The following is a 22,341-nucleotide window of genomic DNA, read 5'->3' as shown; positions in this document are numbered from 1 at the left end:
TCTGCACCTCTCAACGGGAAACCATTGAACCAGCAAAAGGGGAACGCATGACCCCGACACCGCGCAAGAAAATCGTTGTCGCTCACTCGGTGCGTCCCGACGCGCCGCAACATGAAGTACAGACCAACAAAGCCCTGGCGCGCTGGCTGGCGCAGATTCTCGGGTGCAAGTTCGGCGGCAGTTACGATGCGGAGAAACACCGCGGCCGCGACCTGTATCTATTACCGACGCAAACCATCGTCGGCACCGCCCACGCCGAGGAACTGGGCATCAGCGGCCCGGACGATCTTTGGGGCGGCTTCGTCGAACATGATTTCATCTGCACCAAAGCCATCAGCCACGGTTTGCGCAGCCACTTGGCCAGCGCGCCGTCGGGCTGGTCGCCGCTGTTTTCCGAACGGGTGCGCAACGTTGTGCTCGATGGGCTCAGCGTTTTCGCCCTGGAAGATGCACGGCCAGCCGCGGAACATCTGCTGTATGCCGGGCCGATCCGCATCAAGCCGATTCATGCCTGCGCCGGTCGCGGCCAGGAAGTCATCAAAAGCCTCGACGCCTTCGATGAAATCCTCGCCCGGCCCGATGCGGAAAAGCTGTTCAGCGAGGGCGTGGTGCTCGAGCAGGACTTGAGCAAAGTGGTGACCCACAGCGTTGGCCAGTCATTCATCGGCGGCAAGGTGCTGAGTTACTGCGGCGATCAATACCTGACCGAGGATGGCCAGGGCGAGGAGGTCTACGGCGGTTCCAATCTGCTGGTGGTGCAGGGTGGTTACGAAGCTTTGCTGGCGCTGGATCTGCCCGACGACGTACGTCTGGCCATCGAACAGGCCCAAGTGTTCGACAGCGCTGCGGATGAAGCCTACCCGCGCTTCTTCGCCTCGCGACGTAATTACGACATTGCCCAAGGCCTCGACAGCAGCGGCAACCCGCGCAGCGGTGTGCTCGAACAATCCTGGCGCATGGGCGGGGCAAGCAGTGCCGAAGTCGCGGCGCTGCAGAGTTTCGTCAACGATCCGGGGATGCGCGCGATTCGCGTGTCTTCGGTGGAAACCTACATCGATCAGGCGCTGCCGGTGGACGCCATCGAGATCTATCGCGGCCCCGCCGAAAGCAGCGACTTTCTTCTCAAATATGTAACGGTCAAATCCTATGACGGCTAGAAGCGAAAGCATTCAAATCGACATTGATGATGAACAGATGAGCGGGACTTTTCTCAGCCCGAAATCGAAAGTCCCCGGCGTGCTGTTCGTGCACGGATGGGGCGGCAGTCAGGAGCGTGATCTTGAACGAGCCAAGGGCATCGCCGGTCTGGGTTGCGTGTGCCTCACCTTCGATTTACGCGGGCACACCGGCGGTACCGGTATTCCGCTGAGCCGGGTGACCCGTGAGGACAATCTGCGCGACTTGCTCGCCGCCTACGATCGCTTGCTGGCGCATCCGGCGCTCGATACTTCGGCGATCGCCGTGGTCGGTACCAGTTATGGCGGCTATCTGGCCTCGATCCTCACGTCATTGCGCCCGGTGCGCTGGCTGGCGCTGCGGGTGCCAGCGCTGTACCGCGACGAGCAGTGGCACACGCCCAAGCGCGATCTGGACAAGGCGGATCTGCGTGACTATCGCGGCACGCTGGTGCGCGCTGACAGCAACCGCGCCTTGCATGCCTGTTCGCAATTCACCGGGGACGTGTTGCTGGTGGAATCCGAAACCGATGACTTCGTCCCCCACGCGACGATCATGAGTTATCGCGCGGCGTGCCAGCAGACCCATTCATTGACGCACCGGATCATTGATGGTGCCGATCATGCGCTGAGCGATCCGGTGTCGCAGCAGGCGTATACCTCGATTCTGGTGGACTGGATAACCGAGATGGTGGTCGGGGAGCGGTTGAGCATTATCCAGTCCAGATGATCTGCGTCGTTTTGCAGGACGCCATCGCGAGCAGGCTCACTCCTACAAGGGAACGCATTCCAAACTGTAGGAGTGAGCCTGCTCGCGATAGCGGTATCCCATCCAACATAACTTTCAGGAAGGCTTCTTCTCGATCCGCAACGCCTTGGCCTTCGCTTCCACAACCAGATACATCACCAGCGTGATCAGCAGCGGCAACAGAAAGTAAATCGCCCGATACGCCAGCAATCCCGCCACCAGACTGCCGCGCGATACCTCATGTTGCAGCAGCGCCACAAACACCGCCTCGAGCACGCCAAGCCCGGCCGGGATATGCGTGATGACCCCGGCAATCGCACTGATCAGTAGCACGCCTAGCACCAACGGATAATCGAGTTTGCTTGGCAACAGGGTGAAAATCACCGCCGCCATCAGCGACCAGTTCAACGCGCCGAGCAGTAGTTGCAGCACCGCCATGCGCAGCGACGGCAGGTTGATTTCGACGTTGCGAATCGACCATTCACGGCGTTTGGAAAAGCGGCACGCGGCCAGGTAACCCGCGCTCACCAGCAACAGCAAAACGCCGATGCCCTGCAACGCGGTGCTGCTGATTTTCCAGCCCGGCGGCATGCTCACCAAACCACTGGTGAACACCACGCCAGCGATGGTCATGTAGCCGAACCAGTTAGTCGCCAGGCTCAGGCCGAGAATCTTGGCGATGTTGCTTTTGCTCACTCCCAGTCGTGAATACAGGCGATAGCGCATGGCGATCCCGCCGACCCAGGCGCTGAGATTGAGGTTGAATGCGTAGCTGATGATTCCCACCGGCAGGATCTGTTTCCAGGTCAGATCCTGACGAATGTAAGTGCGGCCGATCAGGTCGAAACTGGCGTACACCAGAAAGCTCAGCAGCGTCAGGCTGGCAGCGATGATCAGCGTACGCACCTTGAAGTCGGCGAGCGTTTGCAGGACCTCGGCCCATTCGATGCGCATGGCGAACATGGTCAGCAAGACGATCAGGGCGAGAAAGAACAGCAGCGTCAGCGGGCGCTTCCAGCGGCTCCATTTCGAATGTTGCGCCGGTGCCGACTGCTCGGCCGAATGCGTTTCGGTATGGCTCATGTCAGGTTCCCTCGAAATGGCTTGAGCCTTGGTTTATGTGCCGGCAGCCAGCCGGCCATGGCCGGAAAATGCCGCAGGAAGTGGAACACCAGGAAACCCACAGTCATGTGCCAGATGCGCCCGCGCGGCAACTTCGCCGGGTCCATGGCTTTGCAGTGGTTGCGGCTGAGGTCTTCGAGGCGTTCGTACAGATGTTGATTGAATGCGCGATCGCGGATCAGCACATTGGCTTCAAGGTTCAGCGACAGGCTCAGCGGATCGAGATTGCTCGAACCGACGGTGCTCCATTCTTCGTCCATCAATGCGACTTTGCCGTGCAGCGGACGCTGGCAATATTCGTGAATCTGCACGCCGGCCTTGAGCAGATAATCGTAGGTCATGCGCGCGGCGATCTTGGCCACCAGCATGTCCGGCTGACCTTGCAGAATCAGCCGTACCTCTACGCCTCGGCGTGCGGCATTACGGATCTCGCGCAGCAAGCGATAGCCAGGGAAGAAATAGGCATTGGCGATCACCACCCGGTGTTTGGCGTGGCGCAGCGCCTGCAAATAAACATCTTCGATGTCGGTGTGGTGCTGGTCGTTATCGCGAAACACCAGACGCACCTGGCCGTCGTGGTCGTTGAAAGCCATTTCGGCACGCCGTTGGCGCCGGCGTTGCCACCAGAATTTTGCCCGTCCCGGACGACCGCTCTGCAGCAAGGCGAAGTGGTGAATATCAGCCACCGCCGGGCCCTGGATTTCCACCGAGTAATCCTGCTTGGCTTCGGGGCCGAAATCGGCCAGGTGATCGCCGGAGAAATTGATCCCGCCGATGAACGCGATCGTGCCGTCGACCACCACGATCTTTCGGTGCAGACGGCGGAACCAGTTGGTGCGAATGCCCAAGTGCTTGGGGGCGGGGTCGAAGATCTGCAAATGCACGCCGGCGTCGCTGAGTGCCGTGAGGTAGCTGGTGCTCAGCTCGCCACAGCCAAAGCCGTCAAGGCTCACCGTGGTGCGCACGCCACGCCGGGCGGCGTCGATGAGAATTTCTTGAAGTTCGGCGCCGACCTTGTCTTCAAAGACGATAAACGTCTCGAGGAGAATTTCACTTTTCGCCGCACGCATTGCCGCAAACACCCGCGGGAAATATTCCTCGCCGTTTTCCAGCAGTTCGATGCGGTTGCCGCCGTGCCAGCGGTACTGCACGTCAACGTGGCCGGGCTCGCGGACCGGCGGGGTGATGGTCATCGGCTCCACGGCGGATTTCTCCAGTGGCGAGCTGCTCATAATTGGATCTCCACCGATAACGGGACATGATCGGAAAGGTGTGACCAGGGCCGGTTCGCCAGAACTTTCGGCTGGCTGGCCTTGAGGTTGCGCACATAGATGCGGTCCAGGCGCAGGGCCGGCAGGCGCGCCGGAAAGCTGCGTGCCGGTTTGCCCTGATGTTCGGCGAACACTTCGCGCAAGCCGCACGGCTTGAGCTGCGCATCGGCACGCTGGCGCCAGTCATTGAAATCGCCGGCGACGATCACCGGCGCGTCCTGCGGCAACTCGGCCAGGCGCTGCATCAGCAGATCCAGTTGCGCGTTGCGATGGCTCTCGCGCAAACCGAGGTGCACGCAGATCGCATGCACCTCGGCACCGTCGCCGGGCAAGCGCAGCACGCAATGCAACAGGCCGCGGTTCTCGTGGCCGCTGATCGACACATCGAGGTTGTCGTGACGGATGATCTGGAATTTCGACAGCAGCGCATTGCCGTGGTCGCCATCCGGGTACACCGCATTGCGCCCATAGGCAAACTGTGGCCAGAGGCTGTCGGCAAGAAATTCGTACTGCGGCATCGTCGGCCAGTTGTCGAAGCGCTTGTGGTGATGTTCGTGGGTGCCGTGGACTTCCTGCAAAAACACCACATCGGCGGCGACACTACGCACCGCCTCGCGCAACTCCGGGAGGATGAAACGCCGGTTGAGCGCAGTGAAACCCTTGTGAGTGTTGACCGTCAGCACGGTGAAGGTACGTACCGACGGCGCGCTTACCGAGCCTTCATCGGTGAAGCCGACCGGTTCTGGAATGCTCATGCCAACACTCCTTCGCCAGCGGGTTCGCCAGGGGCGGTGGCGAGGTCCTTGTCGAGATCGAAACGCTGCAGCAGGTTACGCGCGTCGTAGGGCGCGCGGACCTTGATGTCGTTGTCGAAATAGCAGAACACTTCGCGGGATTTGCGCGCGCGCGGTTTCAGGCGCGGGGCGATCAGCTGCGCATCCTGCGGTTGCCCGCCGTGATGCCAGGCGTCGATGCGCTCGGCCCAGCGCTCCAGGGCCTCGGCGCTGTAGCCGCTGGCGTAGAGCTCTTCGGCACCGTGCAGACGCAGGTAGACAAAGTCACTGGTGACGTCTTCGCGGTACGGCCATTTATTGGCGGTGTCGGCTATCACCAGTGCGGTGTTGTGGCGCTTGAGCAAGCGTACGAATTCGGGATCGATAAAGCTGTCGTTGCGGATTTCCACCGCATGGCGCAGGGGCTTTTTACGCCAGGCTTTGACGCTGACCGGGCCACGCAGGTGCTCATCGTGCTGACGGGCGAGTGCGGCGGCGGCTTCGGTATCGCGAGGCAATTGGGCGAGGAAATTTTCGAAGCGCTCAGGCTCGAACTTGAAGTTGGGCGGGAACTGCCAGAGGATCGGCCCGAGCTTTTCCTTGAGTTCCAGCACGCCAGAAGCAAAGAAATTCGCCAGCGGTTTTTCGATTTCGCGCAAGCGCCGCACATGAGTGATGAAGCGTGGCGCCTTGACGCTGAACACGAAGTCGTCCGGGGTCTCGGCGTACCACTGGGCGTAGCGTTCCGGCCTTTGCAGGGCGTAGAACGATCCATTGATTTCGATGCTGTTGACGGCGCGCGAGGCGAATTGCAATTCGCGCTTCTGCGCCAGCCCCTTCGGGTAGAAATCCCCGCGCCACGGGGTGTAGCGCCAGCCTGAAATACCGATGTGAATCGCCGCCATCCCATCCTCCCGTAGAAAGTCCTCGTGTTGCCGGTGTTTTGTGATGACTGCGGCGGGGGCGGGAAAGTTTCGGCGGTGTTACGGGCGGTCGGCGTGGGGGATTGTTCAGAAGCGAAGATCAAAAGCTTGCCCCCTCACCCCAGCCCTCTCCCCCAAGGGGGGCGAGGGGGAAGGGAGCAGATCTGCGTGCTCGTCAAAAATTGTGCTCGACGCAGGCTACAGAACTGCGGGGATTCGATATGGAGTTCGGTGCAGATCTGTCAGGTCGTTGCGGCTCCAACATTGAACGCGGTCGGCTCCCTCTTCTGGGGGAGAGGGCTGGGCGGGCGGCGTTCCGATGAGGGGGGCTCTTGAACTTGCCGCGCAATTACCGATCAGTTCCTTACAGGTTCATCCACAGGAGTCACGCGTGTTGACCAGGTTCAGGATCGCCATTGTGCTGGGCGCGCTGCTGTTTATCGGCGCCAGTGAAGTCGAGGCTGCTGCGTTACCGGGCGTTCCGGCCAGCGCCGAAACCAGCGAAAAAGCCGCCGAACCCGAGCCGCTGGTGCAGGGCGGGCTGCTCGGTGCGATCAGTACCAGCATCGATGACGTGCAGGAAAAACTCGACCTCAACGAAGATCTGGTCGACGCCTGGCGCCTGCGCGCCGACCGCGCCGCCGACGAAGTCGACAAACTGGTCAAGCAACCCTCGAATCGCTCGGGCTGGAGTGTCGCCGGCGACTTCCTCACCTTGTCCGGCGCCTGGCTGGGCAGCTTTGCCGTGCTGACCGTACTCGGCAGCCTGTTGGCCAAACGCCTGCGCGAAGGCCGCTGGCTGCGCACGCGCCAGCGTGGTCAGGATCTGCTCGGTTATCTGCTGCCGTATACCGTGCCAGCGTTGATCTGCCTGCCACTGACCCTTTATGTGAGTCATTTTCTGCAAGCCTCGGTTGGCCGCGCCTTGGCGCTGTGTCTGGCTTACGCGACCAGCAGTGGCATCTTTTCCACCTCGATGCTGCTGTGCGTGGTCGTGGTGTTCAATGTCGGGCACAAACGTACCGCCGCGCGAATCATCCGCCAATACTGCCCGCGACCGCTGTTCTTGATCGGCTTTCTCGCCGCGCTCAGCGATGCCTTGACCAGTCCGCAGATCGCTCGGCAACTGGGCGGCAACATCACCAGCAGCATCGCCGTGTTCACTGGCCTGATCGCCTCGATCATCTTCGGCTTGCTGGTGATCCGCCTGCGTCGTCCGGTGGCGCATCTGATCCGTAACCGCTCGCTGAGCCAGCGCCTGAAACAGCCGTCGCTGCAAGAGTCGCTGCGGATTTTTTCCGGGCTGTGGTATTGGCCGATCGTGCTGATGGTGCTGGTCTCGGCGGTGAGCCTGATCGGCATCGGCGAGGACAACCAGAAAGCCCTGCGCTGTGCCTTGTTCACCACGGTCTTGCTGATCGGCACGGTGTTTCTCAGTACCGTGCTGCAGCACCTGTTCAAGTCGCGCAAGGCCGAAGCGATCCAGCGTAGCAGCGCCTACAAGGAGCGTTTTCTCAGCCTGTTGCATGCGTTGTTGCGGATCGTCATCGCGATTGCCTTCCTCGATATTCTTGGGCGGATCTGGGGCGTGTCGCTGCTTGATTTTGCCCAGAGCAGCGCGGTGGGCCGGGCGATCAGCGAGGCGTTGAGCAGCATCGGTCTGATCTTTCTGGTGACGTGGCTGCTGTGGGTGGTGCTGGACACGGCGATTCAGGAAGCGCTGAAACCACCGCTGAGCAAACGCGCAGCGCGCCAGCCGAGCACGCGGGTGAAAACCATCCTGCCGCTGCTGCGCAACGCGATCAAAATCATCCTGGTGGTGATCTGCGCGATTACCACCATGGCCAATCTGGGGATCAACGTTGCGCCATTGCTGGCGGGTGCCGGGGTGGTCGGTCTGGCGATCGGTTTCGGCTCGCAGCAATTGGTTCAAGACGTGATCACCGGGCTGTTCATCATCATCGAAGACACCCTGTCGATTGGCGACTGGGTGGTGCTCGATTCCGGGCATGCCGGTACGGTCGAAGGGCTGACCATCCGCACCCTGCGTCTGCGCGACGGCAAGGGCTTCGTGCACTCGGTGCCGTTCGGCCAGATCAAAGCGGTCACCAACCAGTCGCGGCAGTTCGCCTTCGCATTTTTCTCGGTGCAGTTCACCTATGACACCGATGTGGACAGGGCCATCGAGCTGATCCGCGAGACCGGCGATTCGATCCGTGAAGATCCGTTTCTCAAGTACAACCTGCAGGGGCCACTGGATGTGTTCGGGGTCGACAGGATGGACCTCAACGGTGTGGTGCTGACCGCGCAATTCCGCACGGTGTCGGGCGGACAATATGCGGTGAGCCGGGCGTTCAACCAGCGTTTGAAGAAGCTTGTGGATAACACCGCGAATGTGCATTTCGCGCAGACTTATCCACAGCAGGTGGTGTTGCCCAAACGTCAGCCGGTGGAGGAGATTGCCGGGGCGGAGGTGCCGCAGGAATCGCGGACCTGATCTGAATGATGCGTTGCATGTCCCGGCCTCATCGCGGGCAAGCCCGCTCCCCACATTGGTTTTGTGTACACCGCAGAACCCTGTGGGAGCGGGCTTGCCCGCGATGAGGCCAGAACAGACGCCTTCAATGCCGGATCAGCTTGCTGTGCACCTGTTCCGCCGCCATCTGATCCAGCTCCGACCAGATCTGCTGCTTGCCGGCAATCATTGCCGCCGCCGGAACCCCATCGAGATACACCAGCCGGTTACTCGCCAGCGCCGGCACTTTCACCCCCGGCAACAAGGTCCCGGCGAGGTTCAACGGGTCGACGCCGCAGACCATCACCAGACTGCCGTCGTGCGGGCGCCGGCGTACTTCGCGCAACAAGGGAATTGCCTCGGGCAGGGCAAACTGCTCGCCCGCCAGACCACTGACAAAGCGTCCGCCACGAATCTCGCCACGCGCTTCGAGTCGATGGAACGTGCGCAATAGCTCGCGCCAGCTCGGCAACCAGTCCGCCTCACGTTCAAGCAAGCGCCAGAACACCACGCCGTAGCGGCGCAGCAACGTCATGGCGACATGCTCCAGCGTTTGGCTGTTATCCACTGCCGTACCGCGCCGCAACAAGGCCCAGCGTCCGGCATCGTCCATGCCACCGACAAACGCGCCGCGCCCGCGCCGACTGCTGCGCTGCTGGCGCTTGCTCGGCGGCGTGATCAGTGCGCGCAGGCCGGCGAAGCTGTCGGCGTTTACCAACCCGGCGCCGACCAGTTCCTGCAAGGCGATCTCCAGTTCGCTGCGCAGCAGGTGCGCTTCGTGAATCAGCTCATCGAAAAACAACGCGCCGTGCTGGCTCAAGGCGTCGAAGACCTTGCGGGTTTTCGGCGACAGTTCGTCTGCCGGCGTCTGTTCGGCCAGCGCACTCCACAAGCCGACCTGAGCGCGCGGCAGCAACACAATCGGTGTGCTGCGCAACGCCGTGCCGCTGACCTTTTGCCGAGCGCTGAGGCGCGTCCACACCATTTTGCCGTTGCGGCACAGATCATCCAGCCAGCTCGGCGAATAGTCCTTGAGCCGCGCCGGCAGGATGTCGCTGTCCCACGCCGAAGCCGCCGCCGCGTAGCCTTCGAACTGGCCGACAATGGCCGGCAACACAGCGCTGCCCTGACCGCGCGTCGAGGCCGACAGGTGTTGCCAGTCGAACAGGAAGCGCATGAAATCCTGCAACGCCACCGGTTCGATTTCCCGGCGCAGACGCTTGACCGTGTAGCGATGGATGCGCGCGAGCAGATGCCGTTCGCACCATTCCTCGTCATTCAGGTTCGGCGTGAATTGGCCGCGCAGCACATAACCTTCGCGCTCCAGTTGAGTGAGGGCTTGAGCGACCTGCGCAGTCGGCAACGCCAGCGGTTGGGCGATGGCGAGTAACGGCAGCGGGCCGAACCCGGCGAGGCGCGCGCGGATCACTTCGAGCAAGGCGTCATCGAAACTCCACGCTGCGTCGAAGCCGGGCAATGCGTCCAGCTCGCGCTGCGGCGTGGCCTGTGGATAAAGCGCTTGCAGGCAGGTCAGGCGCTCGCGGGCCAGCCACAAAGAATGCTCGGCATCGACCTGCAGACAACACGCGCGACCGCTGCTGGCCAGGGTCTGCAGCCACTCGCGCCAGCCGTCATTGGCGGCAACTTCCGCTGCGCTAATGCAAGCCAGGCTCATCAGCGCTTCGTGCATTTCATCCACCGAATTCGCCGTTGGCCAAGCCTCTTCGCGTACTGCGGCAATCGCGTCGGCATCCAGCGCACCGAGGTCATCGGTCGATTGCGGATCGCTCCAGCGCCGGTTGATCACCGCTTGCGTGCGGCGCTCTTCCAGCGGCGCGTCATCGAGAAAGGTGTACGGCCGCGCGCTGAGAATTTCTGCGGCGAGCGGCGAGGGCGCCGGCAGGTCGCGGCTGATCAGGCGCACCTCGCCGCGTTCCATGCGTCGCAACAGCGTAAGCCAGCCTTCGCTGTCCATCGCTTCGTGCAGGCAGTCGTCGAGGGTTTGTTCGATCAGCGGATGCTCGGGGATTTCCCGTTCGCCGGCGAGGTTTTCCAGGCAGGCGATCTGTTCGGGAAACACGCTGGCGATCAGGTCTTCGCTTTTCATTCGCTGCAACTGCGGCGCGACTTTGCGCCCGCCGGTAAAGCGTGGCAGCGCCAGCGCGACCCCGGCATTCCAGCGCCAGCGCACGCCGAACAGCGGCGCGTCGAGCACCGCCTGGATCAGGATGTGTTCGGCACTGTTGCTGTGCAGGTAGCGCCAGACCTCGTCGAGTTCAAAGCTATGACTGGTCGACAGCGACAGCACGATTGCGTCTTCGCTGGCGGCGGCCTGCAATTCGAAATTGAAGGTGCGGCAAAAGCGCTTGCGCAGGGCCAGGCCCCAGGCGCGGTTGATGCGGCTGCCGAACGGCGTGTGAAGGATCAGTTGCGTGCCGCCGGATTCGTCGAAAAACCGCTCCATCAGCAGCGTGTCCTGCGAGGGCAGGGCGCCGAGGGTCTGGCGCGCGCGGGCCAGATACTCGACCATTTGCTCGGCGCTGGCGCGATTGAGGCCCAGGGTCTGGGTCAGCCAGTCGAGCGCCGGTTGCAGATCGCCAGGGCTGGCGCCGAGCAATTCGTCGAGCTGCGCTTGCAGGCGTGCCACTGCGGCGGACAGCTCATCGCTGCGGCCCGGGGCTTCGCCAAGCCAGAACGGGATGGTCGGCGGCTGGCCGTGGGCGTCCTCGACCCGTACCTTGCCGGCCTCTACGCGCAGGATACGGTACGACGTATTGCCGAGCTGGAACACGTCGCCGGCAATGCTCTCGACGGCGAAGTCTTCGTTGACGCTGCCGATGTTCAGGCCCTGCGGTTCGAGCAGCACGCTGTAGTCGGCGTTGTCCGGAATCGTCCCGCCGCTGGTCACCGCGGTCAGTTGCGCGCCGCGCCGGCCGCGCAAGGTGCGGCTGACGGCGTCGCGGTGCAGATACGCGCTGCGGATGCCCTGGCGGCCGTTGTAGCCTTCGGCGAGCATGCTCAGCAGCGCCTGATAGTGCTTTTCATCGAGATCGCGATAGGGCGCGGCGCGGCGAAACATGGCCAGCAAGGCGTCTTCCGACCATTCCTGACAGCTGACCTCGGCAATGATCTGCTGCGCCAGCACATCCAGCGGCGCTTGCGGTATGTGCAAAGTGTCGAGTTCACCACGACGCACGCAATCGAGCAGGGCGGCGCATTCGATCAGATCGTCACGGGTGGTGGCGAACAACCGTCCCTTCGGCGTGCCGCCGACCTGGTGGCCCGAACGGCCGACCCGTTGCAGGAAACCGGCAATCGAGCGCGGCGAACTGATCTGGCAGACCAGATCGACTTCGCCGATATCGATGCCCAGTTCCAGAGACGCGGTGGCAATCAGCACCTGCAGTTCGCCGCGCTTGAGCCGCTGCTCGGCATCGAGGCGAAACTCCTTGGCGAGGCTGCCGTGGTGCGCCGCAACCGCGTGCTTGCCGAGGCGTTCGCTGAGGTGTCGACTTAGACGTTCGGCCAGGCGCCGCGTGTTAACGAAAATCAGCGTGGTGCGATGTTCCCGGGCCAGTTCGGCGAGGCGGTTGTAGACCAGCTCCCAGACGTCGTTGGCCATCACCGCCGACAACGGCACCGGCGGTACTTCAATGCCCAGATCCCGTGGGCGGGCGTGGCCAATGTCGATGATTTCGCAGGACCGTTCATGGCCGACCAGAAACTGCGCCACGGCTTCGACCGGTTTCTGCGTGGCGGACAGGCCGATGCGCGTCAGCGGCTCGCTGCACAAGGCTTGCAGGCGTTCGAGACTCAAGGCCAGATGACTGCCGCGCTTGCCGGCGGCCATCGCGTGGATTTCATCGATGATCACCGTGCGCGTGGTGCCGAGCATCTTGCGCCCCGACTCGGAACCGAGCAGCACGTACAGAGATTCCGGCGTGGTCACCAGAATATGCGGGGCGGTCTTGCGCATGGCCGCGCGGTCTTTATGCGGGGTGTCGCCGGTGCGCACGGCGGTGGTGATCTGCAGCTCGGGCAGACCCAGTTGGCGCAGTTGTTCGGTGATGCCGGCCAGCGGATTCTGCAGGTTGATCTGGATATCGTTCGACAGTGCCTTGAGCGGCGAAACGTAAACCACCAAAGTTTCATCGGTCAGGCCTTGGGGGGCTTCCAGGCCGCGATGAACCAGATCGTCGAGGACGGCGAGAAACGCGGTCAGGGTTTTGCCGGAACCGGTCGGCGCGGCGATCAGCGTCGAACGGCGCTGACGGATCAACGGCCATGCACGGGCCTGGGCAGCGGTGACCGCCGGGAACGTGTGGCTGAACCAGGCGCTGACGGCAGGGTGGAAACCGGCCAGGGCGCTGTCGGCGGGTAGGGGGAGATTCATGGGTAAAGTTATGCGGGCGGGGGAGGGAAGATGCAAGTACCGCTGGGGATCTTCAGAGACAGTCGAGCCCTTATCGTCGGCAAGCCAACTCCCACAGGATTCATGCCTGGCACAGAACCTGTGGGAGCTGGCTTGCCAGCGATGAGGCCGGTTGCCTCAATACAAATTGCGGGATCTGCACATTACGGATGACGGTTGCGCACTAAACCCGCAAAATGCAACGATTCCGGCAATTATCGACGACGGTTCCACGAGATCCGTTGCTAAAGCCATCGTTCCAATCAGACTGGGCCTGCTGACTCTATGCGAATGCGCCTTATGTTACTGGGCGGCGGAAATGCCCTTGGGCAGGCGCTGATTCGCCTCGGTGCGGAGGAAGACATTGGTTTCCTCGCCCCCCGCCCGCCCGAAAACGGCTGGGATGCCGCGAGCCTGACGCAACTGCTGGACGACACCCGTCCCGATGCGTTGATCAACCTCGCCTACTATTTCGACTGGTTCCAGGCCGAGACCGTCAGCGAAACCCGCATGGCCGGGCAGGAACGTGCGATCGAACGTCTGGCCGAACTGTGCCAGCACCACAACATCGTCCTCGTGCAGCCGTCGAGTTATCGGGTGTTCGACGGTTCGCGCGCTACCGCCTACAGCGAAAAAGACGAGCCGGTGCCGCTGGGCCTGCGCGGCCAGGCCTTGTGGCGTATCGAACAGAGCGTACGCGCCACGTGCCCGCAACATGTGCTGCTGCGTTTCGGCTGGCTGCTCGATGACAGCCCGGACGGCACCCTTGGGCGTTTTCTCGCCCGCGCCGAGCAACCGGAAGAATTGCTGCTGGCCGATGACCGTCGCGGCAACCCGACGCCGGTCGACGACGCTGCACGGGTGATCATTTCGGTGCTCAAGCAACTCGATTGCGCGGCACCGCTGTGGGGCACGTATCACTACGCCGGCCACGAAGCGACCACGCCGCTGGCGCTGGGCCAGGCGATTCTCACCGAAGCACGCAGCCTGCACGCGCTGGCCATCGAAGCGCCGACCGCCCAGGCACACGCCGCGCGGCCCGACGCTGCCGAAGAGCCGCAACACGCGGTGCTGGCCTGCAAGAAAATTCTGCACACTTTCGGGATCAAGCCGCGCGCCTGGCGTGCCGCACTCCCGGGCTTACTGGACAGGTTCTACCGTCATGGCTGAAGGTATCGTTCTAATCACCGGCGGAGCCGGTTTCATCGGCTCGCACCTGACCGACGCGTTGCTCGCCAAGGGTCACTCGGTGCGGGTGCTCGACGACCTGTCGACCGGAAAACGCAGCAACCTGCCGCTGGATAATCTCAAAGTCGAGTTGATCGTCGGCGATGTCGCCGATGCAGCACTGGTGGCGCAAGCCATGCACGGCTGCAGCGCGGTCGCCCATCTGGCGGCGGTGGCGTCGGTGCAAGCGTCGGTGGACGATCCGGTGAAGACTCACCAGAGCAATTTCATCGGTACGCTGAATGTCTGCGAAGCGATGCGTCTGGCCGGGGTCAAACGGGTGTTGTACGCCTCCAGTGCTGCGGTTTATGGCAACAACGGCGAGGGCGAGTCGATCAACGAAGACACGCCGAAAGCCCCGCTGACACCGTACGCCTCGGACAAACTCGCCGGTGAGCAGTATTTCGATTTCTATCGCCGCCAGCATGGCCTGGAACCGGTGATCTTCCGCTTCTTCAATATCTTCGGCCCGCGCCAGGATCCGTCCTCGCCGTACTCCGGGGTCATCAGCATTTTCAGCGAGCGTGCGCAGCAAGGTTTGCCGATCACCGTGTTTGGTGATGGCGAGCAGACGCGCGATTTTCTCTATGTCGAGGATCTTGTCAGTCTGCTGGTGCAGGGGATTGGAAAGCCTCAGGTGGAAATAGGCGCGGTGAACGTTGGCTGGAACCAGTCGATGAGCCTCAAGCAGATGCTCGAAGCATTGAAAGTGGTGGTCGGTGAGCTGCCACCGATCAGTTATGGCCCGGCGCGGGCGGGTGATATCCGGCATTCGCGGGCGGATAACCGGCGACTGCTGGAGCGGTTTGAGATGCCGCGGCAGACGCCGATGAGTGTGGGGTTGGCGCGGTTGTTGGGGCGTGGCTAATAGCACCCTCATCGGAACGCCGCCCGCCTAACCCTCTCCCAAAGGGAGAGGGGACTGATTGAGGTGTTTGTGGGAAATACGCCGACTTGAAATACCAAGTCGAACTCAGGTTTTGAAGGACTCCAAATCGGCTCCCTCTCCCTCGGGAGAGGGCTGGGGTGAGGGGGTAGACTCAAACTCACCACGCATTCCAGGCAGACATGAAAAAGGCGCCCTTCAACAGGCGCCTTTTTCATGGCCGGAATAAACAATCCATCCCAGTGGCAAGGGGACATTGTCCCCCGATCAACGGCGTACCGTCGTCGTCAGTTCCAGGCCTGCCTGCCACGAAGCCTCATTCACCACCACGTGAACGTTCGGTCAATCGACTCAGAACTTATAGCCCAAACCGACCATGTAGATGAACGGATCGACATCGACGTTGACCCGAGCGCGAGTGCCCGGCGCGACGGCGTTGTTTTCGACGGTGGCGCGGGTGTCGATGTCGATGTAGCGCACCTGGGCGTTGAGCATGATGTTGTCGGTCAGCATGTAGTCGGCACCGACCTGCCAGGCCAGGCCCCAGGAGTTTTTCGCCTTGAAGTTGCTGAACCCGTTGGCGCTGGCTTCACTGCCGACGTGCTCGTCATAGATCCAGGTGTAGTTGATGCCGCCGCCGACGTAGGGCTGGAACGCCGATTTCGAATCCAGCGGGTAGTACACGACGCTGAGGGTCGGTGGCAAGTGTTTCAGGGTGCCGAGTTTGCCATTGGCAGCCGGCAGGGCGGTGCCCTTGAGCTTGACGTCGTGCTCGAACGGCGTGGCCGCGAGCAGTTCGAGGCCGACATGGTCGGTGAGCATGTAAGCGAAGTTCAGACCCAGTTGGGTGTCGCTGCTCATGGTCGCCTTGCCGCCCAGATTCGCGCCGCTCAACGGACCCTGATCGACCTTGACGCTGGAGCTGTCGGCCTTCGGGTTGACGGTGATCGCACCGGCGCGGATCAGAATATCGCCGGCCTCGTGGGCGTGGGCGAGCGGGGCTGCGAGCGCAAGGGCAAACAGCGAGGCGCTGAGCAAGGACTTGTTCATGGGGGCTCCGAAAGGACATAAGAAAAATCTGATGCCCTATGGTACGAAGCCAACTGATCCGGTCTTTTGACTCAGCTCAATGAAACAGTGAAGGGGTGAAGTTTTGTGGGGACTTCCAGGGCCCAATCGCTGGCAAGCCAGCTCCCACAGTGATCGAGTCGTTCACAAATTTTGTGATCACCAACGAAACCTGTGGGAGCTGGCTTGCCAGCGATGAGGCCCTTGCAAACAGCACAAAACCACCGGGATTTACTCCGGCAGCTCATACGCATAAATCTTCTGCGCCTCCATCTGATACCCGGCATCCGCCAGTTCGCTGCTCGACGCCTTGACCTGCAACGGCCCCTCGACCCAGTACGGCTGATACAACTCGTCGAGCTTCACGCCGAGTTCGCTTTTCACGTGCACGATCTGGTTCGACGGCGGGGGCGGCACGTGGATGCAGGCGCCGAAATACGGCACCAGCAGGAAATCCGTGGTGCGGCCTTCTTCGCTGACTTCCAGCGGCACGATGTAGCCTGGCAAACGAATGTTCTGGCCGTCGAGGCTCTGTACCACCGGCGCATTCGGCAGGTCCTGCTTGGCCGCCGGGGCGGATTCGGCCGACAGCGCATCGCCCATCTTCGACAGGTCATGCAGCGGGGTCATGTTCGGTACTTCCGGTGCGGCGTCCGGCGGAATCATTTCCGACCATGTCAGGTCCTTCGGCGCTGCTGCCCAAACGGGCAGGGCAATTATCAACAGCAGCGCGAGCACGGCGCGGGGCATGGTGGACTTCCTCATAAACGGATCGACAGGCCATCGGCCAAAGATTGGCGGTAAGCACGCCAGGCCGGCACGCTGCCCATCAGCAGCGCGGCCGCCAGAATGCCACCGAGCAGCGTCCATTCATACTCGCTCGGCCACGCCAGCGGCAGATACAAACCGTAATTGGCCTGCACGTAACCCTGCGCGGCGGCGATGCCGATGTACAGCAGCGCCAGTCCGGCGATCACCCCGGTCAATGCCAGGGCAAACGCCTCGAGCACCAGCAGGCTCGCGATGTGCCATGGCCGCGCCCCCACCGAACGCAGAATCGCCATCTCGCGGCGACGCTCGTTGAGGCTGGTGAGAATCGCCGTGAGCATGCCGATCAACCCGGTCAGCACGACAAACAGCGAGACCACGAACAAGGCTTTTTCCGCCGTGCTCATCAGACTCCACAATTCCTGCAGTGCCACGCCCGGCAGAATCGCCAGCATCGGCTCACCGCGGAATTCGTTGATCTCGCGCTGCAGTGCGAAAGTGGAAATCTTGCTGTTGAGACCGAGCATGAACGCGGTGATCGCTTGCGGCGTCAGGTCCATGTTGCGCGCCTGATCCGCGGTGATCCGGCCGTTGCCGCGCGCCGGCACACCGTTGTGCCAGTCGATGTGGATCGCTTCCATGCCGCCGAGGCTGATGTGCAACGTGCGATCGACCGGGGTCCCGGTGCGCTGCAGGATGCCGACCACGGTGAACGGTTTGTCGTCGTGCTTGACCAGACTGATCGCCGCCACGCCGTGGGCCAGCACCAGTTTGTCGCCGAGCTTGTAGTGCAACGCTTCGGCGACTTCGGCACCGAGCACCACTTCGAACGGATCTGTCGCAAACGCGCGTCCGTCGGCCAGCGCCAAGTGCTGCTGACGGCCGTACTGGTAATGCTCGAAATAGGCTTCGGTGGTGCCCATCACGCGGTAGCCACGATGGGAGTCGCCGAGAGACATCGGGATCGCCCACTTCACTTTCGGGTTGTTGGCGAAGTGTTCGAAGCTGTCCCAGCGAATATTGTTGGTGGCATTGCCGATGCGGAACACCGAGTACAGCAACAGATTCACCGAGCCGGAGCGTGCGCCGACAATCAGGTCGGTGCCGCTGATGGTGCTGGCGAAACTGGCTTTGGCTTCGGTGCGCACGCGCTCGACCGCCAGCAGCAAACACACCGATAAAGCGATGGCGAACGCAGTGAGCAAAGCGGTGAAACGGCGGTTGGCCAAGCTGGCCATGGCCAGACGAAACAGATACATCTCAGACCTCGGCAGACGTGGCGGCGCGATTGAGTTCGGCCAGGGACAGGTGACGATCGAACAGCGGCGCCAGGCTCTGGTCGTGGCTGACGAACAGCAAGCTGGAACCGGCTTCGCGGCATTCGGCGAACAGCAGACGAATGAAATTTTCCCGGGCGTCGTAATCCAGCGCCGAAGTCGGCTCGTCAGCGATCACCAGCTCCGGCTGGCCGATCAGTGCACGCGCAGCGGCGACCCGTTGTTGCTGGCCGATCGACAACGAATCGGCACGGCGGCTGAGAAGGCTTTCGTCCTTCAAGCCCAAATGCGCGAGCAGGGTCGCGGCGGCCTGATCGACGCTGCCATGGCGCTGTTTCGCTCGCTGGGCACGCAGTTTCGAAAAATGGCAGGGCAGTTCGACGTTCTCGCGCACCGAAAGAAACGGCAGCAGGTTGAACTGCTGGAAAATGTAGCCGGTGTGGTCGACACGAAAGGTGTCGCGGGCACCGGCGGAGAGCTCGGTCAGCTCCTGGCCGAGCAGGCGAATGCTGCCACGGCCCGGCTTCTGCACGCCGCCGAGTAAGCCGAGCAGGGTGGTCTTGCCGCTGCCGCTCGGGCCTTTGAGAAACAGGGTCTCGCCGGCTTCCAGGCGAAACGCCGGAATGTCCAGCAACGGCGGGTGACCGGGCCAGTTGAAGCCCAGGTCGGACAGTTCGATGAGTGCTTGGGTCATGTGCAACCGGTCAGGTAATTGAGTGACGCTTTTGTAGGCGTGAGCCTGCTCGCGATAGCGTCGTGTCAGTTGAGATCAAGTTGTCTGACAACCGCTATCGCGAGCAGGCTCACTCCTACGGGGGATCTTCATACAGTTCAGAACTTCAGCGACGCCGCCTTGGCCGTCACTTCCGTACCTTGCTGGCCGCTGGCGCTGATCAGTTGTACCTGAATCTTCTGTGTGGCCGGGAAGGTCTTGAACAGATTCGTCAGATCCAGCGTCTTCAGCGCACCAGGCGTAGTGCAAGTGAACTGATAGTGCGCATGGATTTCGCTGTGCTCATGGTGATGCTCGTGGCCATCCTTGCCCGCTTCATCTTCGTCATGATCGTCTGCATCCGGCTTGTCGCCGAACAGCGGACTTTCCAGTTCCTGACTTGCCACCTTGCAACCGGCCGCCGCAGGCAGACTGAACAGCGCCAACGGTTTTTCCAGCTGCGCACGAGCGGCAGCGACCTTGGCCTTGTCAGCGTCCGAAGTGGCCGCATGCTCGAAACCCACCAGGTTCATCGCCGGGCTTTCCAGCTCAAGCTCCAGAGTCTGGCCATCGAGCGCAGCATTCAGTCGACCCACGCCATGCTCATGGGCGCCGAGGCTGCCGTGCTCATGATCATGATCGTGGTCATGCTCGTCAGCGGCGTAGGCAACGGCCAGCGGCAACAGGGCAAACGGCAAAGCGAGCAACAAACGACGCATGGCGAACTCCGGGACGTAAAGTGAAAAGTTTGTTATGTAATCTTATAACGAAAGTGCGCAGAGTTTGCCCGTGTGCTTGGCGTTACACAAGTCCCGTGGGAGCATGCAGGTCGGAAAAAGGCAGGAGCGAATTCAATGTTGCGGATACGCGGAACCGTCGGCGCGCTGCCGGTGGATTTGACGGTGGAGCTGGATGACAGTGACTGGGTCAGGCTTGGTTCGGCGCTCAGTGCTCAGGCGCCGCTGGCTCAGTCTGAGGCGGCTGCAGCGGTGCCGGCGGCGAAACCGCAGGGGCAGGACGATGAGTTGTGGCAGGTGGCGAAGGATCTGTTGCGCCAGGCCGGGCAGCTCAGCGGGCCGGACTTGCTTGATCAACTGGAAGGGCTGACCGGCAGTGCGGCGGCGGGCAAGCGCTTGCTGGTGCGCTTGCGCCACAGTTCGCAGGTGAAAGTGCAGAGCGGCGCCGACACGCCGCTCTATAGCTGGGTCGAGTGAGCGCTTAGTACAGCGCAGCGAAGACCTTGCGGCGATAAGCGGTCACCAGCGGATGATCGTTGCCGAGCAGCTCGAACACTTGCAGCAGGGTCTTGTGCGGCAAGCCTTCGCCGTAGCTGCGATTGCGGATGAACAGTTTGAGCAAGGCTTCCAGCGCCGCTTCGTACTGTTGACGCGCCAGTTGCTGGATCGCCAATTGATAGGCCGCTTCATCGTCCTGCGGGTTTTGCGCCAGACGGCTTTTCAGCTCGGCGGCGTCAGGCAGGTCGCGGGCCAGCCCGAGGAACTGGATCTGCGCCTTGGCGCCAGCCAGTGCGGCTTTGTGCTCGTCACTCTTGACCGCGTCGAGCACGGTCTGCGCTTCGCTCAGCTCACCGCGTTCGGTCAGGCAGCGCGCATACAGAATCAGTGCCTTGGCGTTGCTGTTGTCCTCCTGGAGCATGGCTACCAGCGCCGCTTCGGCGTCGGCGTAGCGTCCATCATCGAACAGCGCCTGAGCCTGTTCGAACGGATCGGCCGCAGCCGGTGGCGGCATTTGCACGTGCGGTTCCAGCAGCGCGCGCACTGCGGATTCCGGTTGCGCACCGGCAAAACCGTCGACCGGTTGACCGTCCTTGAACAGCACCACGGTCGGCAGGCTGCGAATGCCGAAGCGGGCAACGATGTCCTGCTCGACGTCGCAATTGACCTTGGCCAGCAGCAACTCGCCCTGATAGCTCTCAGCGATGCCTTGCAACATCGGCATCAGCGCCTTGCACGGCGCGCACCATTCGGCCCAGAAATCCACCAGCACCGGTTTGTTGAAAGAAGCCTCGATCACCGACTGGTCGAAATCGGCCGTCGTGGCGTCGAAGATGTACGGCGTTTGCTCACTCATGGGGGATCTCGTCAAAGCGTGGATGGGGCAACTATAAGGCTTGGTGGGGTGTGGCCGGAAGCGGGGCAGATTTGAGAGGTGTACCGCTAAGCAAGACGCCATCGCTGGCAAGCCAGCTCCCACAGGGTTCTGTGTCGTATACCAAATGTTGGTTCGACTCGGTCACTGTGGGAGCGGGCTTGCCCGCGATGCTTTTAGCTAGCGCCGCGCATGGTAGAGGCTGACATGCCGAAACTCTTCGGGCTCGGCCAGATCGGGGAGGGTCATCGCCTCCAGCATCTCGATCCGTTGATACAACGGATGGCGAAAATCCCGGACCCGTGAATCCGCCACCAGCGCCTCGCGGCCACGGCTGAGAAAGGCATCGAGCAGCGGCAGATTCGCCCGGTCATACAGCACGTCCGCGACCAGAATCAGATCGAAACGATCAGCCTCGGCGAAGAAATCGGTCGAGTAATTCATCTCGACATCATTCAACACAGCATTCGCCCGACACGCCGCAATCGCCAGCGGATCGAGATCGCAGGCCACCACTTCCAGCGCGCCGGCTTTCACCGCCGCGACCCCGGCAATCCCGGAACCGGCGCCGAAATCCAGCACGCGCTTGCCGCGCACCCACTCGGGAAACGCCGCCAGATAGCGCGCCACCGCCAGCCCGCTGGCCCAGCAGAAACTCCAGTAGGGCGGGTCGTGCAGGATGCGCTGGGTTTCTTCCTGGCTGAATTCGCGGGCCATGTTGTCGCCGTCGATCAACCACAGCTGCAAATCGGTGCCCGGCAACGCGCAGGCTTTCAGTCTGGCGTCGCCGAGCAATTCGCCCAAGGCCTGTTGCAGGTCGAGCGGTGCCGTCATGGGGCTTTGACAAATTGCAGTTGGCCCAGCGCCTGGGTGGTCGGCTGGGTGATGGTCTGCGACGGCAGATGCAGGATCAACTGACCGGACTGGCTGGCGCGCCCACGCAGCTCAACCCGCGCACCGGCCGGGAAGGCCTCGGGGTTGAAGCGCAGGCGGAAAGGCAGAAGCTGATTGGTGCCGATCAGGCTCGAGCTGGCAAGCAATTGTTGCGGGCGATCCTTTTCATCGATCACCAGCAGCGCCAACTCGACTTCGGCCCCGGCGGGTACGCCTTGCAGGGTGCCGCTCAATTCCCGTTGATAGGCCGGCAGCGGGCCGAGCTCGGCGGCCTCTTTGGCTTTTTTCTGTGCCTGCTGTGGTGCAGGGCCAGGTGTCGGCGGCTGGGGCTTGGGTGCGTCGCTGCCACAGGCCACCAGCAGGCTGAAAAGACTGAGCAATACGAGGGGACGTAACGGCATTGGAGGCTCCGGCAAAATGAATTCCGTGGATCAAACGATCATGCCGTTCTGTATACCGCAA

Annotated in this window: 19 protein-coding genes; 6 read left to right on the top strand and 13 right to left on the bottom strand. The window is 62.2% G+C overall.

Annotation, left to right across the window (positions count from 1 at the left end; translation table 11 throughout):
• Window positions 1-47 precede the first annotated feature (47 nt).
• Window positions 48-1,157 carry a DUF3182 family protein gene (locus ACYYKW_RS01275; protein ID WP_464989233.1) on the top strand — a complete coding sequence of 370 codons (1,110 nt, stop codon included), beginning with the start codon at window positions 48-50 and terminating at the stop codon, window positions 1,155-1,157.
• Complete coding sequence (locus tag ACYYKW_RS01270; RefSeq protein WP_093097875.1) at window positions 1,147-1,905, top strand: alpha/beta hydrolase family protein; 759 nt, start codon at window positions 1,147-1,149, stop codon at window positions 1,903-1,905. The genes ACYYKW_RS01275 and ACYYKW_RS01270 overlap by 11 nt, the downstream gene beginning before the upstream one ends.
• Window positions 1,906-2,019: 114 nt before the next feature.
• Here the strand turns inward: ACYYKW_RS01270 and ACYYKW_RS01265 are convergent, their stop codons facing one another.
• The 4 genes from ACYYKW_RS01265 to ACYYKW_RS01250 are packed head-to-tail and all read right to left on the bottom strand — an operon-like array spanning window position 2,020 to window position 5,994.
• Window positions 2,020-3,006, bottom strand: a complete 987-nt coding sequence (locus ACYYKW_RS01265) for a lysylphosphatidylglycerol synthase domain-containing protein (RefSeq protein WP_090286742.1) — start codon at window positions 3,004-3,006, stop codon at window positions 2,020-2,022.
• Window positions 3,003-4,277 (bottom strand): cardiolipin synthase ClsB, encoded by a 1,275-nt coding sequence (gene clsB / locus ACYYKW_RS01260; RefSeq protein WP_093097878.1) that lies wholly within the window; start codon window positions 4,275-4,277, stop codon window positions 3,003-3,005. Before clsB ends, ACYYKW_RS01265 begins: the two co-directional genes overlap by 4 nt.
• Window positions 4,274-5,071, bottom strand: a complete 798-nt coding sequence (locus ACYYKW_RS01255) for an endonuclease/exonuclease/phosphatase family protein (RefSeq protein ID WP_090286739.1) — start codon at window positions 5,069-5,071, stop codon at window positions 4,274-4,276. The genes clsB and ACYYKW_RS01255 overlap by 4 nt, the downstream gene beginning before the upstream one ends.
• Complete coding sequence (locus ACYYKW_RS01250; RefSeq protein WP_093097881.1) at window positions 5,068-5,994, bottom strand: DUF72 domain-containing protein; 927 nt, start codon at window positions 5,992-5,994, stop codon at window positions 5,068-5,070. Before ACYYKW_RS01250 ends, ACYYKW_RS01255 begins: the two co-directional genes overlap by 4 nt.
• A 412-nt stretch (window positions 5,995-6,406) precedes the next feature.
• Here ACYYKW_RS01250 and ACYYKW_RS01245 point away from each other — a divergent pair, with 412 nt between their 5' ends.
• A complete protein-coding gene (locus tag ACYYKW_RS01245; protein ID WP_464989245.1) occupies window positions 6,407-8,509 on the top strand; it encodes a mechanosensitive ion channel family protein in 2,103 nt (700 codons plus the stop codon).
• 124 nt (window positions 8,510-8,633) lie between these two features.
• On the opposite strand, the gene ACYYKW_RS01240 is transcribed toward ACYYKW_RS01245, so the two are convergent.
• On the bottom strand, window positions 8,634-12,920 hold the full coding sequence (locus tag ACYYKW_RS01240) for a DEAD/DEAH box helicase (RefSeq protein ID WP_464989232.1): 4,287 nt from the start codon (window positions 12,918-12,920) through the stop codon (window positions 8,634-8,636).
• Between the two features lie 303 nt (window positions 12,921-13,223).
• Between ACYYKW_RS01240 and ACYYKW_RS01235 the strand changes: the two genes are divergently transcribed.
• Window positions 13,224-14,108, top strand: a complete 885-nt coding sequence (locus ACYYKW_RS01235) for a sugar nucleotide-binding protein (protein ID WP_093097887.1) — start codon at window positions 13,224-13,226, stop codon at window positions 14,106-14,108.
• Window positions 14,101-15,033, top strand: coding sequence for an NAD-dependent epimerase/dehydratase family protein (locus ACYYKW_RS01230; protein WP_464989231.1), 933 nt, complete (start codon window positions 14,101-14,103; stop codon window positions 15,031-15,033). The genes ACYYKW_RS01235 and ACYYKW_RS01230 overlap by 8 nt, the downstream gene beginning before the upstream one ends.
• Before the next feature lie 369 nt (window positions 15,034-15,402).
• Here the strand turns inward: ACYYKW_RS01230 and ACYYKW_RS01225 are convergent, their stop codons facing one another.
• The 5 genes from ACYYKW_RS01225 to ACYYKW_RS01205 all read right to left on the bottom strand — a co-directional run bounded on the left by ACYYKW_RS01225 (window position 15,403) and on the right by ACYYKW_RS01205 (window position 19,595).
• Window positions 15,403-16,101, bottom strand: a complete 699-nt coding sequence (locus ACYYKW_RS01225) for an OmpW/AlkL family protein (RefSeq protein WP_016985285.1) — start codon at window positions 16,099-16,101, stop codon at window positions 15,403-15,405.
• Window positions 16,102-16,350: 249 nt separating this feature from the next.
• Window positions 16,351-16,869: a DUF3299 domain-containing protein gene (locus tag ACYYKW_RS01220; protein WP_093097893.1), complete on the bottom strand. Its 519-nt coding sequence runs from the start codon at window positions 16,867-16,869 to the stop codon at window positions 16,351-16,353.
• An 11-nt stretch (window positions 16,870-16,880) separates the two neighbouring features.
• Window positions 16,881-18,146, bottom strand: a complete 1,266-nt coding sequence (locus tag ACYYKW_RS01215) for an ABC transporter permease (RefSeq protein ID WP_258447866.1) — start codon at window positions 18,144-18,146, stop codon at window positions 16,881-16,883.
• 1 nt (window position 18,147) lies between these two features.
• Window positions 18,148-18,858, bottom strand: coding sequence for an ABC transporter ATP-binding protein (locus ACYYKW_RS01210; RefSeq protein WP_090286721.1), 711 nt, complete (start codon window positions 18,856-18,858; stop codon window positions 18,148-18,150).
• Between the two features lie 137 nt (window positions 18,859-18,995).
• Complete coding sequence (locus ACYYKW_RS01205) at window positions 18,996-19,595, bottom strand: DUF2796 domain-containing protein (RefSeq protein WP_464989230.1); 600 nt, start codon at window positions 19,593-19,595, stop codon at window positions 18,996-18,998.
• Window positions 19,596-19,730: 135 nt separating this feature from the next.
• Between ACYYKW_RS01205 and ACYYKW_RS01200 the strand changes: the two genes are divergently transcribed.
• A complete protein-coding gene (locus tag ACYYKW_RS01200; protein WP_464989229.1) occupies window positions 19,731-20,090 on the top strand; it encodes a hypothetical protein in 360 nt (119 codons plus the stop codon).
• A gap of 4 nt (window positions 20,091-20,094) precedes the next feature.
• On the opposite strand, the gene trxA is transcribed toward ACYYKW_RS01200, so the two are convergent.
• The 3 genes from trxA to ACYYKW_RS01185 all read right to left on the bottom strand — a co-directional run bounded on the left by trxA (window position 20,095) and on the right by ACYYKW_RS01185 (window position 22,280).
• Window positions 20,095-20,967, bottom strand: a complete 873-nt coding sequence (trxA, locus tag ACYYKW_RS01195; protein WP_434709354.1) for a thioredoxin — start codon at window positions 20,965-20,967, stop codon at window positions 20,095-20,097.
• Between the two features lie 198 nt (window positions 20,968-21,165).
• On the bottom strand, window positions 21,166-21,819 hold the full coding sequence (locus tag ACYYKW_RS01190) for a class I SAM-dependent methyltransferase (protein WP_464989228.1): 654 nt from the start codon (window positions 21,817-21,819) through the stop codon (window positions 21,166-21,168).
• Window positions 21,816-22,280, bottom strand: a complete 465-nt coding sequence (locus ACYYKW_RS01185; RefSeq protein ID WP_090286712.1) for a YbaY family lipoprotein — start codon at window positions 22,278-22,280, stop codon at window positions 21,816-21,818. The genes ACYYKW_RS01190 and ACYYKW_RS01185 overlap by 4 nt, the downstream gene beginning before the upstream one ends.
• Between the last annotated feature and the right edge of the window lie 61 nt (window positions 22,281-22,341).

The organism is Pseudomonas sp. 15C (assembly GCF_055484735.1).
This window is presented reverse-complemented; position numbering and strand designations above follow the sequence as displayed.

Coding starts and splice junctions, on each gene's coding strand:
- ACYYKW_RS01275 (WP_464989233.1), top strand. CDS start 48: ATGACCCCGACACCGCGCAAGAAAATCGTTGTCGCTCACTCGGTGCGT.
- ACYYKW_RS01270 (WP_093097875.1), top strand. CDS start 1,147: ATGACGGCTAGAAGCGAAAGCATTCAAATCGACATTGATGATGAACAG.
- ACYYKW_RS01265 (WP_090286742.1), bottom strand. CDS start 3,006: ATGAGCCATACCGAAACGCATTCGGCCGAGCAGTCGGCACCGGCGCAA.
- clsB (WP_093097878.1), bottom strand. CDS start 4,277: ATGAGCAGCTCGCCACTGGAGAAATCCGCCGTGGAGCCGATGACCATC.
- ACYYKW_RS01255 (WP_090286739.1), bottom strand. CDS start 5,071: ATGAGCATTCCAGAACCGGTCGGCTTCACCGATGAAGGCTCGGTAAGC.
- ACYYKW_RS01250 (WP_093097881.1), bottom strand. CDS start 5,994: ATGGCGGCGATTCACATCGGTATTTCAGGCTGGCGCTACACCCCGTGG.
- ACYYKW_RS01240 (WP_464989232.1), bottom strand. CDS start 12,920: ATGAATCTCCCCCTACCCGCCGACAGCGCCCTGGCCGGTTTCCACCCT.
- ACYYKW_RS01235 (WP_093097887.1), top strand. CDS start 13,224: ATGCGAATGCGCCTTATGTTACTGGGCGGCGGAAATGCCCTTGGGCAG.
- ACYYKW_RS01230 (WP_464989231.1), top strand. CDS start 14,101: ATGGCTGAAGGTATCGTTCTAATCACCGGCGGAGCCGGTTTCATCGGC.
- ACYYKW_RS01225 (WP_016985285.1), bottom strand. CDS start 16,101: ATGAACAAGTCCTTGCTCAGCGCCTCGCTGTTTGCCCTTGCGCTCGCA.
- ACYYKW_RS01220 (WP_093097893.1), bottom strand. CDS start 16,869: ATGCCCCGCGCCGTGCTCGCGCTGCTGTTGATAATTGCCCTGCCCGTT.
- ACYYKW_RS01215 (WP_258447866.1), bottom strand. CDS start 18,146: ATGTATCTGTTTCGTCTGGCCATGGCCAGCTTGGCCAACCGCCGTTTC.
- ACYYKW_RS01210 (WP_090286721.1), bottom strand. CDS start 18,858: ATGACCCAAGCACTCATCGAACTGTCCGACCTGGGCTTCAACTGGCCC.
- ACYYKW_RS01205 (WP_464989230.1), bottom strand. CDS start 19,595: ATGCGTCGTTTGTTGCTCGCTTTGCCGTTTGCCCTGTTGCCGCTGGCC.
- ACYYKW_RS01200 (WP_464989229.1), top strand. CDS start 19,731: ATGTTGCGGATACGCGGAACCGTCGGCGCGCTGCCGGTGGATTTGACG.
- trxA (WP_434709354.1), bottom strand. CDS start 20,967: ATGAGTGAGCAAACGCCGTACATCTTCGACGCCACGACGGCCGATTTC.
- ACYYKW_RS01190 (WP_464989228.1), bottom strand. CDS start 21,819: ATGACGGCACCGCTCGACCTGCAACAGGCCTTGGGCGAATTGCTCGGC.
- ACYYKW_RS01185 (WP_090286712.1), bottom strand. CDS start 22,280: ATGCCGTTACGTCCCCTCGTATTGCTCAGTCTTTTCAGCCTGCTGGTG.